This window comes from Acinetobacter sp. YH12086, assembly GCF_013419345.1.
Taxonomy (GTDB): domain Bacteria; phylum Pseudomonadota; class Gammaproteobacteria; order Pseudomonadales; family Moraxellaceae; genus Acinetobacter; species Acinetobacter amyesii.
Genome location: NZ_VPAF01000001.1, coordinates 522,050 through 534,302 on the forward strand (window position 1 = coordinate 522,050; position 12,253 = coordinate 534,302).

Annotated in this window: 14 protein-coding genes; 7 read left to right on the forward strand and 7 right to left on the reverse strand. The window is 40.6% G+C overall.

The genetic code is table 11. The features are described from left to right. Positions 1-2 precede the first annotated feature (2 nt). The 6 genes from FTU29_RS02555 to FTU29_RS02580 all read left to right on the forward strand — a co-directional run bounded on the left by FTU29_RS02555 (position 3) and on the right by FTU29_RS02580 (position 5,031). Positions 3-704 carry a Sir2 family NAD-dependent protein deacetylase gene (locus FTU29_RS02555; RefSeq protein WP_180120178.1) on the forward strand — a complete coding sequence of 234 codons (702 nt, stop codon included), beginning with the start codon at positions 3-5 and terminating at the stop codon, positions 702-704. Between the two features lie 188 nt (positions 705-892). Then, positions 893-1,837 carry an ABC transporter permease gene (locus FTU29_RS02560; protein ID WP_180120180.1) on the forward strand — a complete coding sequence of 315 codons (945 nt, stop codon included), beginning with the start codon at positions 893-895 and terminating at the stop codon, positions 1,835-1,837. Continuing rightward, positions 1,837-2,718: an ABC transporter ATP-binding protein gene (locus FTU29_RS02565; protein ID WP_180120182.1), complete on the forward strand. Its 882-nt coding sequence runs from the start codon at positions 1,837-1,839 to the stop codon at positions 2,716-2,718. The genes FTU29_RS02560 and FTU29_RS02565 overlap by 1 nt, the downstream gene beginning before the upstream one ends. 81 nt (positions 2,719-2,799) lie before the next feature. Further along, positions 2,800-3,816, forward strand: a complete 1,017-nt coding sequence (locus FTU29_RS02570) for an isopenicillin N synthase family oxygenase (protein ID WP_180120183.1) — start codon at positions 2,800-2,802, stop codon at positions 3,814-3,816. Further along, positions 3,813-4,694: a hypothetical protein gene (locus FTU29_RS02575; RefSeq protein ID WP_180079142.1), complete on the forward strand. Its 882-nt coding sequence runs from the start codon at positions 3,813-3,815 to the stop codon at positions 4,692-4,694. Before FTU29_RS02570 ends, FTU29_RS02575 begins: the two co-directional genes overlap by 4 nt. 7 nt (positions 4,695-4,701) lie before the next feature. Beyond that, positions 4,702-5,031: a multidrug efflux SMR transporter gene (locus tag FTU29_RS02580; protein ID WP_180079143.1), complete on the forward strand. Its 330-nt coding sequence runs from the start codon at positions 4,702-4,704 to the stop codon at positions 5,029-5,031. 140 nt (positions 5,032-5,171) lie between these two features. Here the strand turns inward: FTU29_RS02580 and FTU29_RS02585 are convergent, their stop codons facing one another. The 4 genes from FTU29_RS02585 to FTU29_RS02600 form a co-directional block, all read right to left on the reverse strand. Next, entirely contained in the window at positions 5,172-5,972 is an 801-nt protein-coding gene (locus tag FTU29_RS02585) for a sulfite exporter TauE/SafE family protein (protein ID WP_180079144.1), read from the reverse strand. A gap of 44 nt (positions 5,973-6,016) precedes the next feature. After that, complete coding sequence (locus tag FTU29_RS02590; protein WP_180021806.1) at positions 6,017-6,511, reverse strand: flavin reductase; 495 nt, start codon at positions 6,509-6,511, stop codon at positions 6,017-6,019. A gap of 104 nt (positions 6,512-6,615) precedes the next feature. Next, a complete protein-coding gene (locus FTU29_RS02595) occupies positions 6,616-7,644 on the reverse strand; it encodes a methionine synthase (RefSeq protein ID WP_180079145.1) in 1,029 nt (342 codons plus the stop codon). A 270-nt stretch (positions 7,645-7,914) separates the two neighbouring features. After that, complete coding sequence (locus FTU29_RS02600; RefSeq protein ID WP_180120185.1) at positions 7,915-8,904, reverse strand: putative oxygenase MesX; 990 nt, start codon at positions 8,902-8,904, stop codon at positions 7,915-7,917. Positions 8,905-9,527: 623 nt separating this feature from the next. Here FTU29_RS02600 and FTU29_RS02605 point away from each other — a divergent pair. After that, positions 9,528-10,196 carry an epoxyqueuosine reductase QueH gene (locus FTU29_RS02605; RefSeq protein WP_180120187.1) on the forward strand — a complete coding sequence of 223 codons (669 nt, stop codon included), beginning with the start codon at positions 9,528-9,530 and terminating at the stop codon, positions 10,194-10,196. A 95-nt stretch (positions 10,197-10,291) separates the two neighbouring features. Here FTU29_RS02605 and FTU29_RS02610 read toward each other — a convergent pair whose 3' ends face one another. From FTU29_RS02610 to FTU29_RS02620, 3 genes are read right to left on the reverse strand one after another with little or no spacing between them, the layout of a single operon-like run. Next, positions 10,292-11,314, reverse strand: coding sequence for an ABC transporter substrate-binding protein (locus FTU29_RS02610; protein ID WP_180120189.1), 1,023 nt, complete (start codon positions 11,312-11,314; stop codon positions 10,292-10,294). Then, entirely contained in the window at positions 11,311-11,508 is a 198-nt protein-coding gene (locus FTU29_RS02615; protein WP_180023649.1) for a hypothetical protein, read from the reverse strand. The genes FTU29_RS02610 and FTU29_RS02615 overlap by 4 nt, the downstream gene beginning before the upstream one ends. A gap of 1 nt (position 11,509) precedes the next feature. Further along, a complete protein-coding gene (locus tag FTU29_RS02620; protein ID WP_180120191.1) occupies positions 11,510-11,959 on the reverse strand; it encodes a ribbon-helix-helix protein, CopG family in 450 nt (149 codons plus the stop codon). Positions 11,960-12,253: the final 294 nt, after the last annotated feature.

Sequence of the window (12,253 nt, forward strand, 5' to 3'; positions counted from 1 at the left end):
CTATGCAAAAAATTGTGGTGTTTTCAGGTGCTGGTATGAGCGCAGAAAGCGGCATCAATACCTTCCGTGACAGTGATGGTCTTTGGGAGCAGCATCGTATTGAAGATGTGGCCACACCTGAAGCCTGGGCACGTGACCCTGCTTTAGTACAGCGTTTTTATAATGAACGCCGTAAACATATTTTAGCCGCAGAGCCAAATGCAGCGCATAAATTGATTGCAGAACTCGATGATTTTTTTGATGTTCAAGTTATTACACAAAATATTGATGACTTACACGAACGTGCAGGCAGTCACAATGTACTGCATTTGCATGGTAATATTCGCTACGCTAAAAGCTCTGGCCCTCAGGCTCCACACCCAGAAGAACTATTTAAAGTAGAAGGTTCAGATTTAAATTTAGATACAGACAAATGCCCAGCTGGTTATCCACTCAGGCCCCATGTGGTGTGGTTTGGCGAAGCAGTTCCAGCTTATGACGATGCCAGCATAAGCGTACAAAGCGCGGATATTTTTATTGTGATTGGCACGAGTCTGGCTGTCTATCCTGTGGCTGGATTGATTCACGAAATCCCTGCCAACTGCCGTGCATTTTATATCGACCCGAAAGCAGATTATCAGCGTGTACCTGAGCAGTATCAATTGATTAAAGCGGGTGCGAGTGAAGGAATGAAAAAACTTTTTTTGCAATTGGTTGCGCCATAAAAACACATTTTGGCATCAGTATCGATCAAAAAAACTAATATTGCCTGCTTCTTTTGCAGGCTTTTTGCTGTTTATAGCCTATCTAACTTTGCATAAGGCCAATAAAACACGGCATACAAGCGTTTGGCATTCAAATTGCTTAATAGTATTACGTTTTATTAAAAAAGTAATATTGGGGCTTGGTCAGTATGGGTTATGTCGCAAGAGAGCTCAGTCCGAGAAGCAAGCTATTGCTTGGCTTAGGATCATTTTTAATTCCTGTGCTTATTTGGTGTGCAGTGAGTTATTTGCCATTTTTATGGCATCCACAGGTGCAAATTACGCAGTCTGGCAGTGTGTCGTATTTGCAAGTCGATAGCCGTGTAGACAAAGCGGTGTTTTATGCCGAAGCGCAATCTGCGGTCAATGCAGGTTTAGCACCACCTCAAGGTAAACTGGTCAATCCAATCTATTTACCTGCACCGCACGAAGTAGCAAAAGCATTAGTTACGGCTTTTATAACTCCACCTGCCCAACCTGATGCCCCATGGTTTCATCAAAGCTTATGGCACAGTATTAAAATTGTGTTCAGCGCTTTTTTTATTGCCTCTCTCATCGGTATTCCGCTGGGGATTCTTTGCGGTTTTTCTCAAAAAATATCACAACTGACCGAACCCTTTGTTGAGTTTTTCCGCTACTTGCCCGCTCCTGCTTTTGGTGCATTAGCCGTTGCGATTTTAGGCATTAATGATGCACCTAAAATCGCCATTATCGTGATTGGTACGCTGTTTCAGCAAATTCTGATTATTGCCAATACCACACGGATGGTTGACCGAGGCCTGATTGAAGCAGGTTTTACGCTAGGTACCAATAAATTAAAAAGCTTATTTCATGTGGTTATTCCAGCGGCACTACCAGATATTTACCGCGACTTGCGTGTCTTGCTCGGCTGGGCTTGGACCTATCTGATCGTATCTGAACTGATTGGCACAACCTCTGGGATTACGTGGTTTATTACCCAACAAGCGCGTTACCAAAACTTTGACAATGTTTATGCCACGATCCTCATCATTGGGGTGATTGGTTTGGTATGCGATGTGGTGCTAATGAAACTCGGTCAACGTCTATTTAAATGGAAAGCAGGAGCAAAATAATGAACAGCACAGAATTTAATGCCAGCACTTATTTCGATGCAATTTATGCACGCCCTGTCATTTTAGAAGCAAAAAAACTTACACAAAGTTTTAAGCACGGCAAAACTGAACGCACTATTTTAAATCAGTTGGATTTAAAGATTCATAAACGTGAATTTATCTGCGTGATTGGCCCATCGGGTTGCGGTAAATCGACCTTTAGCCGAATTGTGGCTGGACTTGACCCTTACAGTAGCGGTGAATTGCTGGTCGATGGCCAAGTCATTGAAGGCCCAAGCCCTGAGCGTGGCATGGTTTTTCAAGGCTACACGCTTTTTCCATGGAAAACGGTCAAAGAAAATGTGATGTTTGGCCCTTTAATGAAAGGTGCCAGCAATGCCTCGGCTGAATCCAGCGCCCGCGAATGGATTGATATTATTGGTCTAGAAAAATACCAAGATCAGTACCCGCATCAACTGTCTGGCGGAATGAAACAGCGCGTTGCTATTGCCCGCGCATTGGTCAATGAACCAAAAATATTATTGATGGATGAGCCGTTTGGCGCGCTTGACCCGCATACCCGTCAAAAAATGCAAAAACATTTAATGGATCTTTGGCAAAACATTGATATCACGATTATTTTTGTGACCCACGATATGGATGAAGCGATTCTAATGGCGGATCGTATTGTGGCGCTCAAAGCCAATCCTGGTGAAATTAAAGAAATTATTGAGGTCGATTTACCCCGTCCTCGTAATCCTGAACTCATGCTGAGTCCTGAATTTAAACAACTGCGTGAACGGGTGGATTTCTTAGTACATGCACAGGAAGACGAGCTCGACCCAGCGATGGAAAACCTACCAAAAATTCCGCGTATGACCCAAGTCAGTACGCAAAAATAACTGGATTAATCCCTCTTCATCTTTAGGACGGCCTAAATGATGTACTACAGCGTTGGACGGCCAACATTATAGGAATCGAAGATGAATGAATCTTATGTTTTGCCACTTGTTGATATATCGAAAATGCAAAGTACGGTACTGTCAGAACGCTTAGAAGTAGCCTCTGCATTGGATCAAGCCTGTAAAGATGTTGGTTTTCTATATTTAAAAGGCGATCAGTTCAATTTTGATTTTGCGACATCACTGATTCAGGTGGCAAAGCGTTATTTTCAACAAGATACCGCCAGTAAAATGCAACACTATATTGGGCTGTCGAAAAATCACAGTGGCTATGTGCCGATTGGTGAAGAACAATTTGCAGGCAACAGCTACGACTTAAAAGAAGCCTATGACGTTAATTATGATTACCACGGCGAAACGACGGCATTTCCCTTGCTGGGCCCTACGTTATGGCCAGATGATGCCACATTTAAAAGTACGGTCAGTGATTATTACCATCATGTCCGTGGTATTAGCGAACAAATTTTTCAGGCCTTTGCTTTAGCATTGAATGTAGATGAGCATTTTTTTGATCGTAAAATTACCCATCCAACCAGCCAACTGCGTCTAATCCATTATCCCTATGACCCTGAAGTAAAAGATGCTGAAGGTATTGGCGCACATACAGACTATGAATGTTTTACACTGCTCTTGCCGACGGCACCGGGTTTACAGGTACTCAATAAACAAGGTGAATGGATGGATATTCCATTGATTGAAAATACCTTGGTGATGAATATTGGCGACATGATGGAAATTTTGTCGAATGGCAAATATTTGGCCACCAAGCACCGTGTTAAAAAAGTCTCTGAAGAGCGCTACTCTTTTCCTCTGTTCTGTGCCTGTAATTACGACACGATCATTGAGCCAGTACATTCTACTGACGCGCCCAAATATCAGCCCTTAATTGGTGGCGAACATTTATTTAATCAAACCGCGCAAACCTTTAGTTATCTCAAAAAACGTGTCGCTTCAGGTGAGCTGAGTCTTAGAAATGCTGTGCCATTGTCATCATTTGGTATGGATGAAAATACAGAAGTACGAGGAGCAAGCGCATGAATCTATTTCAGGCTTTAGCACAGCTTCCAGCAAGCCAAGAGGTTTCAGGTCCTATTCCAGACTATTTATATGGTGCTTTTCGCCGAAAAAGTATCAGTTTTTCGAATGGATTAACGGATGAAAAAACCATTGTGTATTGGTTTCAGTCACGTAGTTTCACCATCGATCTACGTTTAAAAAGCCGTGAAAATACGCCAGTGAATGAACGTCAAGGCTGGATTGGCAACACTCTTTGGGATGCTGAACAGCAATTATTGTCTTGGGACGTTAAAGCACACTCAAATTATCAAAATCATGTGCAATGGCCAGAACCTGCAAAACTACATGCGATTGGCAACTGTATTTTAGAATTCTCTCCAAGCAATGCGTATGTCGAAGACTGGCGTCAACAAGTGCATGAAGGGCTATTTTTAGGCCTGCGCTTGAAGTCAGCTTTAGATGTAGAAAGCCATCAGCCATTGCAGATGGATGGCGGTTTAATTATTTGTGATAAGCATGTGGCTTTCGCACTGAGCCGTTTACCTACAGATCAGCACACAGTTGCCAGCATCGATATATCATCTGCACCAACTATGTATGAAAAAGTGATTGAAAGCTTTGAAGTATCCATCGCTGTAGATGGTCTGCATAAGTACTATACAACGACTTTCTCTCAGCAAGATCAATCACTTAATTTTGATCATTTCAAAGTTATTGATGAAACACATTTAATGCAAAACGTCATTATTAATGGTCAAGCAATACAGCTGATGTTCGAGGTGGATATTTATGTTCCACATTATGCATTTCAGCATCGCACTGATACCACGACAGAAAGTACAGATTGGTTGCAAAATGAAAAACAGCACCTCTTGTACCATGCCGTAGAATGTCTATAGGAAATCAATGTCGTTTATATATTTGCTCATCGCAATCATTGCCGAAGTGATTGCTACATCCGCCTTAAAAGCCAGTAATGGCTTTACTGAACTTGTGCCGATTATTTTTACCGTATTGGGCTATTCCATTGCGCTCTTCTTTTTAGGTTTGACCTTTAAATCGATTCCTATGGGATTGGCCTACGCCATGTGGTCCGCTGCAGGCATTGTGCTTATTTCATGCGTGGGCTGGATTGTGTTTAAACAAAATTTAGACCTGCCTGCCATGATTGGTTTGGCCTTTATTTTATTGGGTATTGTGATTATTAATGTTTTTTCTAAAAGCACAGAGCTTTGAAATGTCAGTTTTAAAATGAAGTTTTTAAATAATATCTCTGAAATTTTAAAGACTTAAATTGCTATAGATAAAAATGCTCTAGCTTACTGTTGCACACTAGAGCATACGTTTCGAATGAAGCAACTGTGATCAGTCTGCTACTATAAAATGCCTTTCACTAGAAAAAAGCATCCAACAATACATAACAGCACAGCAAAACATTTTTTCAGTACTGCTGGTGAAAGCGCATGCGCAGTTTTTGCGCCATATTTAGCCGTAAAGAAACTCATCACACTAATGCCCAAAAAGGCATAGATATGAATAAAGCCAATGGTATTTGGAATTTCAACTTGCTGTTGAATACCAAAAAACATAAAGCCTAATGCACCAGCAATGGCAATGGGTAAACCGCAAGCCGCAGACGTCCCGACCGCTTTTTGCATCACCACGCCATTTGCCGTTAAATACGGTACCGTAATACTGCCGCCGCCAATCCCGAAGATGGCCGATGCAACGCCGATACCCGAACCTGCTGCAATTTGTTTAGCTGTAGATGGTAGTATTTTATTTGGATCGACTGGCTTTTTTGCACCCATAAACATGGTATAAGCCACCCAAAGTAAAAACACACCGACAATCATTTGCAGATGTAAACCTGACAGCCAGCCTGCAATCCCAGCACCAGCAAAACAGCCAATCGCCATTGGCGGAGCTAAATTTTTAAATACAGGCCAAATCACAGCACCATTTTTATTGTGCGCCATCAAGGAGCTGATCGATGTCACAACAATCGTAGCCAAAGATGTGCCGAGCGCCAAATGCATAATCACATCGGGACTATAGCCCATTTGGCTAAAAACAATATAGAGCAAAGGCACAATGATAGTACCGCCGCCAACGCCAAACAGCCCTGCAGCAAAACCAGCAAATGCGCCAATAATTAAGAAAGTAATGAGTTCCACGAAATAGATACTTTTAAAGAGATGTATTGAAGAAGTTGACTGGTTTAAGCCAACTCCACTTGACCCACAGCATGATAAGCACGGTTGAAATAAACTAAACTTTCTTCCTGCTGACTTTGCTTGATTGCAACCACACGGCACATAAACACACTGTGCGTACCCACTTCTTGAATCTGTTCAATCTGACAGTCAAAACTGACCAAAGCATCTTTTAATATTGGTGAACCTGTTTCTAATACAGTCCAAGAACCCAATTTAAAACGCTCTTCAGAGTTTAATTTGCTTGAAGCAAATGCATTGGAAATGTGTTCATGCTGTGCGCCCAAAACATTGACAGACAGAACTTTATTTTCAAGAAAATGCGCATGAGAACGAGATGATTGATTCATACAAACCAGCAAAGTTGGCGGTGTATCTGTCACACTGCATACGGCTGATGCTGTAAATCCATGCATGCCTGCTTCACCCTCAGTCGTAATCACGTTGACTGCAGTCGTCAATAAAGACATTGCATTTCTAAAATCAGTTGCTTCAATCATCTCTTCAATCTCAATGGTCTATATGGCTTATCTCTTTCTCAGGTTTGGGCAATAGCAAATTTAATTTCCTTATTGCCCTTACATGAAATTGAGTCAGCTCGAATTTATGCGGTCAATTCTTGGCGAATAATGGCAGCGCCTGCGCTTAGCGCATTTAGTTTGCCTTGCGCCACTTGGCGAGGTAAAGGTGCCATACCGCAGTTCGTTGAAGGATATAGCTTGTCGGCATCTACAAATTGCAATGCTTTGCGTAATGTATTGGCTACTTCTTCTGCTGTTTCTACTCGATTGGTTGCTACATCAATTGCGCCAACCATCACTTTTTTACCGCGGATGAGTTCGATTAAATCCATCGGTACACGAGAGTTTTGGCATTCAAGTGAGATGATATCGAGCTTCGATTGCTGCAGTTTTGGGAATGATTCTTCGTATTGGCGCCATTCATTACCCAAGGTTTGTTTCCAATCGGTATTGGCTTTAATGCCATAACCATAGCAAATGTGAACAGCTGTTTCACATTTCAGACCTTCAAGCGCACGCTCTAAGGTCGCAATACCCCAGTCATTGACTTCATCAAAAAACACGTTAAACGCAGGCTCATCAAATTGAATAATGTCCACGCCTGCCGCTTCAAGCTCTAAAGCTTCTTGATTCAGGATTTTAGCAAATTCCCAAGCCAATTTTTCACGGCTTTTGTAGTGACCATCATACAAGGTATCAATCATCGTCATTGGGCCAGGCAAAGCCCATTTGATCGGCTGATTGGTTTGGCTGCGTAGAAATTTTGCATCATCAACAAACACTGCTTTCTTACGCGATACTTCACCAACCACAGACGGTACACTTGCATCATAACGATTACGAATACGCATCGTTTCACGCTTTTCGAAATCCACACCTTCAAGATGTTCAATAAACGTGGTCACAAAATGCTGACGGGTTTGTTCGCCATCACTGACAATATCAATGCCTGCATGGATTTGTTCATGCAAAGATAATTTCAACGCATCACGCTTTGCATCTAATAATTCTTCGCCTTCAAGTTTCCATGCTGACCACAATTTTTCAGGTTCAGCCAGCCAAGACGGTTTAGGTAAGCTGCCAGCAGTTGAAGTTGGGAGTAAAATGGCCATATTCGATCTTCTATCTCTATATTCTAAATTTTGCAAAAACCAAAAAGTTATCAATTGATTATTAAATTCATATTGAAAGTCCCTTCTCCCTATGGGATGAGGAGCATGCTCCGCAAGAGGATGAGGGAGCATTTCATATAAATCCTCTCCCTAACCCTCTCCTTAAAAGGAGAGGGAAATTTCTTTACGAAATAAATATTGATCACAAATTAACTGATGCATGAAACATATTCTTTAAAACAGCTGCTTTAAATCACAAGTGATTTAAAATTAAGCTGCGGCTGCATTTTCAATACTAAAATTAGCCGCCCACTCATTCAGAATGTCTTTATATGGCTGGATAAAGTTCTCTTCCGTCCATTTGCCCTGTTTAACCGCCAACTGACCACGTTCAACACGGTCATACACAATACGGGTTAATGAGTAATCACCGAAACTTAAGCTTGGTTGATACACTAAACCTGCTGTCGCATTGGTATTGTAAATTTCAGGACGGTAGATTTTTTGGAAGCTTTCCATGGTGCTGATCGCGCTGATCAGTTCGAAATCTGTATAGTCGCTCAGCAAGTTATTTGCTGAATAAAATGCCAATGGTGCAGTCGCATTTTCAGGTTTGAAGTAACGAACGCTTAAGCCCATTTTTGCAAAATAGTCATCGGTACGTGAATAATCATCATTAGTGTATTCCACACCTAAGATCGGATGCGCATTTGCAGTACGGTAATAGGTTTTTGTCGTTGAAACACTTAAACAGATGACAGGTTGTTTCTTAAATTCAGCTTTAAATACCTCTGAATTGATCAAATGTTGATATAGCTTGCCATGTAAATCACCAAAATCTTCAGGTTTTTCATTGAACTTACAGCCGAGTGCTGGTAATACCACGCTGAAGTCATAGTCACGTACATACGATGAAAAACTGTTGCCGATCATGCCTTCAATGCGTTCATTGGTTTTATGGTCGATGATGGTGCTCTTTAAAGTTTCAATAAATGGGAAAGTTTGACCATTGCCTTCCACATCGAGTTCAGCCGAAATGATGTCAATTTCAAGTGAATAACGATCTGCATTTGGGTTGTCACAAGTAGCTAAACTATTGAAACGGTTATTAATCATTGCCAAAGTACGGCGCAGATTCTCTTCACGGTGTTCACCACGTGCCAAATTGGCAAAGTTCGTTGTTAGACGCGTATTGTCAGCTGGTTTATAGTTTTCATCAAAGCGGATACGTTTGATTGAACATGCAAATTTATGACTCATGGAGATTCACTACCCTAAAATTAAAAATAATCAAAATTTCTGTATGGAGTAATTTATACGTGAAACTTAAGATGAATAAAAATGATTTAACCTCAACTCAAAGTGAGATAAATTCATGTTTAAGATTTAAATACAATGAATTTTCTTCAACTATGCATCATTCAACTGGCGATAAAAAAACTGCCACTCAGGTAGTATTTAAATTTTATTTAATATAAATAAAGGCTTAAAAAAAATTCAATGAATAATTTTTCATTCAAACACACATCTGAAATGCGTCGAATCGTACAGATTGGCTCAATATCTCCACTCTCAAAATTCAGCGATTTATTCATTCGGGTGAATTTTTCTAACTTTAAAATGAAAAAAGATCAAATCACTAATTGTTTTAATATTGAATCTGTAACACTAATATACTTTTGCCCTGAGCTATAAAGTTCTTAAACCTTGCCATAAATAGATAAACCAAATATGAAATAAGCATATATTCATGTCGTTTCAGCTTTTTAGTCAATATACTGAATATGACTCAACTTATACTTAGAAAAAATCAGCATATTCGAGCTTTGGTATGTTAAGGAATCACTAAAATATTCGGTTTATACTTATACATTCTTAAAATCATGTCTAATAAATTAGAACGTCAGACACTGACTCTCCCAGTAGGTCATGACAAGCTTTTACTCCACTCTTGCTGTGCACCCTGCTCTGGCGAAGTCATGGAAACTTTAATTGAATCAGGTATCGATTTTTCAATTTTCTTTTACAATCCCAATATTCATCCAGTAAAAGAATATGAAATCCGTAAAGAGGAAAATATCCGCTTTGCAGAAAAACACAATATTCCGTTTATCGACTGTGATTACGACACAGACAACTGGTTTGAACGCGCCAAAGGCATTGAGAATGAGCCTGAAAAAGGCATTCGTTGCACGATGTGTTTTGATATGCGCTTTGAACGTACGGCATTATATGCAGCAGAACATGGCTTTAGCCTAATCAGCAGTTCACTGGGTATTTCACGCTGGAAAAATATGCAGCAGATTAATGACTGTGGTCATCGTTCGGCTTCACATTATGACGGAATAACCTATTGGGACTATAACTGGCGTAAAAATGGCGGTGCTGTACGCATGCTGGAAATCAGTAAAAAAGAAGAATTTTATCAGCAGGAATACTGTGGCTGTGTGTATTCACTGCGCGATACCAACCGCTGGCGTATGAGCCAAGGCCGTGACCGAATCAAATTGGGTGTGAAGTTTTACTCAAATGCGATGGATGAAGAAGCTTGAGTTCTGCCCTTCGTTATTTTTTATGAATATTAATTTGATGTTGTTAGCCCTGAAGCATTTATACTATTCAGAGCTTATTTTATTTACGTTTCAACTTATTTCAGTTCTTCAACCAAAGCTGGATAGATTGATCCATCGACATCCATTTCAGTTTTATAAATGCCATTAGCAACATTAAATTTATTTACGTGGTAGCTAGAACCATAAATCGAGTCAAAACCAGTTCCTTTTTTAAAGACTTGTTTGTTGGCAGCTAAATCCAGTAAATGTGTGCCTCCAATAAACTGTTCATACTGTGCAGGATCAACGCCGACACGAGTAGACATGATTTTCACTGCATCGGCATGCGTTGCAGGGTCGTTGATGTATTTAACAGTTTTATCCCAAACCTGAATGATTTTTTTCCATTCTTCTTTGTTGGCAGATAAATGCGTCATATTGACGGTTAACGTGTCGTAAATCAGACCGGGTTTATCTTTCGATGTATAAATGATTTTAGAGCCAGCAACTGCTTTCAGCGCTTGATTTGCAACCGGTTGCCACACGGCAATCGCTGCAATATCAGGACTTGCAAATACTTGTGGTAGCTCATTAGTCATGGTGTTGACCAACTTTACTTCAGAGGCTTGAATTTTTGCATCATCCAACACAGTAGCCAAAAGCAAATGATCAACCAAGCCTTTTTCTGTTGCGACACTTTTTCCTTTTAAATCAGTTAAGCTATTGATGCCATCTTTAGCAATGATGACATCATTACCCGCAGAATAGTCCGTCGCCATAATCATGACGCCTTTTGTGCCGCCAGAACCTGTGACTAAGTTGTCACCATTGGTGACTAAAACAGCATCCAACTGATTAGCCGCAAATGCAGATAGTGAGGCTGAATAATCAAACCATTTAAAGTCCACATTGACACCGGCTTCTTTTAACCAGCCTTTTTCAATAGCAACCTGCCATGCGACAAAACCAGGCCAGTCGCTATAGCCGATCGTAATGGCTTTTGTATTGACTGTGCCTTCTGATTGCGCGTTTGGTTCAGGTGTTTTGGCTGTATTGTCACACCCCCCCAGTAAGATAGCGGTCACAACGGATGCAGATAAGCAGGCTTTTTTGATCATAGTTCGATTTCCCCGATGGCATTACAGTTAAATTTGGTATTGGTGTTCAAAAACGATGGTGTATTCGGATTACTGACAGATTGAGCATTACGCTTTGCACGATTTGGTCTATGGTTGGCTGCATTAGCATGTGCTTGCTTTTGGTTTGTGATTTGATCTTTAAACTGACCTTGTGATCGATATAATTGGCCCATTTTAAACTCCTAAATCCTTTGCATTTTGCGGAATTGGCGGCATTACAGCGTCCATCAACTCCAAATGTCCTTTAATCACACCTTTAAGTGCTGAAAAATGCTGACTGATAACTTTGAGCTCTGAACTGACGCCTTGCAGAATCATGACTTCTAAAATTTTGTGGTCATCGAGTTGAATATGCAGCGAACTCACCACTTGTTCTAAAAACTGCTGCTGTAAATCTAAAAGCTGAATACGTAGCGCCGTAATACTTGCGTCATAAAGTAAGGTAAATGTGCCAACCATCACTTCGTTGCGCTGCTCCTGATCGGCAATCAGATGCTTATTGATCATGTCGACAATGGCCTGAGAACGGCTTTCATAATGCTGATCGACAATTTTTTGGTCCAATGCATCGACTGTTTTTTCAGGCACGGTAATACTGATACGCGCCAGCTTTTGTTTAGGCACTGTTTTTCCTTATTTTTTTGGATGAATATAGAAACCCGCGCGGGCGCTCAGTAGCTCAATAAAAAACTGCTTTAATTGATGCAGAAATGTTGCGGATTGATAGCGTTTCATATGCATCTCCTGTTTGAGTAATACAAAATATTTATTTCGTAATATCGATAGAAATGCAGAAACTGTGCCAAGTGAGGAATATGAAAAATGATCGATTATTTTCTTCTTTTAACTTTCTTATAGATTTTATTGTTCATCATTTGTGCAACAAGTGCACTCATCGCGACTCATTTGCACTATTGC

Coding starts and splice junctions, on each gene's coding strand:
- FTU29_RS02565 (WP_180120182.1), top strand. CDS start 1,837: ATGAACAGCACAGAATTTAATGCCAGCACTTATTTCGATGCAATTTAT.
- FTU29_RS02600 (WP_180120185.1), bottom strand. CDS start 8,904: ATGAGTCATAAATTTGCATGTTCAATCAAACGTATCCGCTTTGATGAA.
- FTU29_RS02615 (WP_180023649.1), bottom strand. CDS start 11,508: ATGGGCCAATTATATCGATCACAAGGTCAGTTTAAAGATCAAATCACA.
- FTU29_RS02605 (WP_180120187.1), top strand. CDS start 9,528: ATGTCTAATAAATTAGAACGTCAGACACTGACTCTCCCAGTAGGTCAT.
- FTU29_RS02570 (WP_180120183.1), top strand. CDS start 2,800: ATGAATGAATCTTATGTTTTGCCACTTGTTGATATATCGAAAATGCAA.
- FTU29_RS02575 (WP_180079142.1), top strand. CDS start 3,813: ATGAATCTATTTCAGGCTTTAGCACAGCTTCCAGCAAGCCAAGAGGTT.
- FTU29_RS02555 (WP_180120178.1), top strand. CDS start 3: ATGCAAAAAATTGTGGTGTTTTCAGGTGCTGGTATGAGCGCAGAAAGC.
- FTU29_RS02580 (WP_180079143.1), top strand. CDS start 4,702: ATGTCGTTTATATATTTGCTCATCGCAATCATTGCCGAAGTGATTGCT.
- FTU29_RS02590 (WP_180021806.1), bottom strand. CDS start 6,511: ATGATTGAAGCAACTGATTTTAGAAATGCAATGTCTTTATTGACGACT.
- FTU29_RS02560 (WP_180120180.1), top strand. CDS start 893: ATGGGTTATGTCGCAAGAGAGCTCAGTCCGAGAAGCAAGCTATTGCTT.
- FTU29_RS02595 (WP_180079145.1), bottom strand. CDS start 7,644: ATGGCCATTTTACTCCCAACTTCAACTGCTGGCAGCTTACCTAAACCG.
- FTU29_RS02610 (WP_180120189.1), bottom strand. CDS start 11,314: ATGATCAAAAAAGCCTGCTTATCTGCATCCGTTGTGACCGCTATCTTA.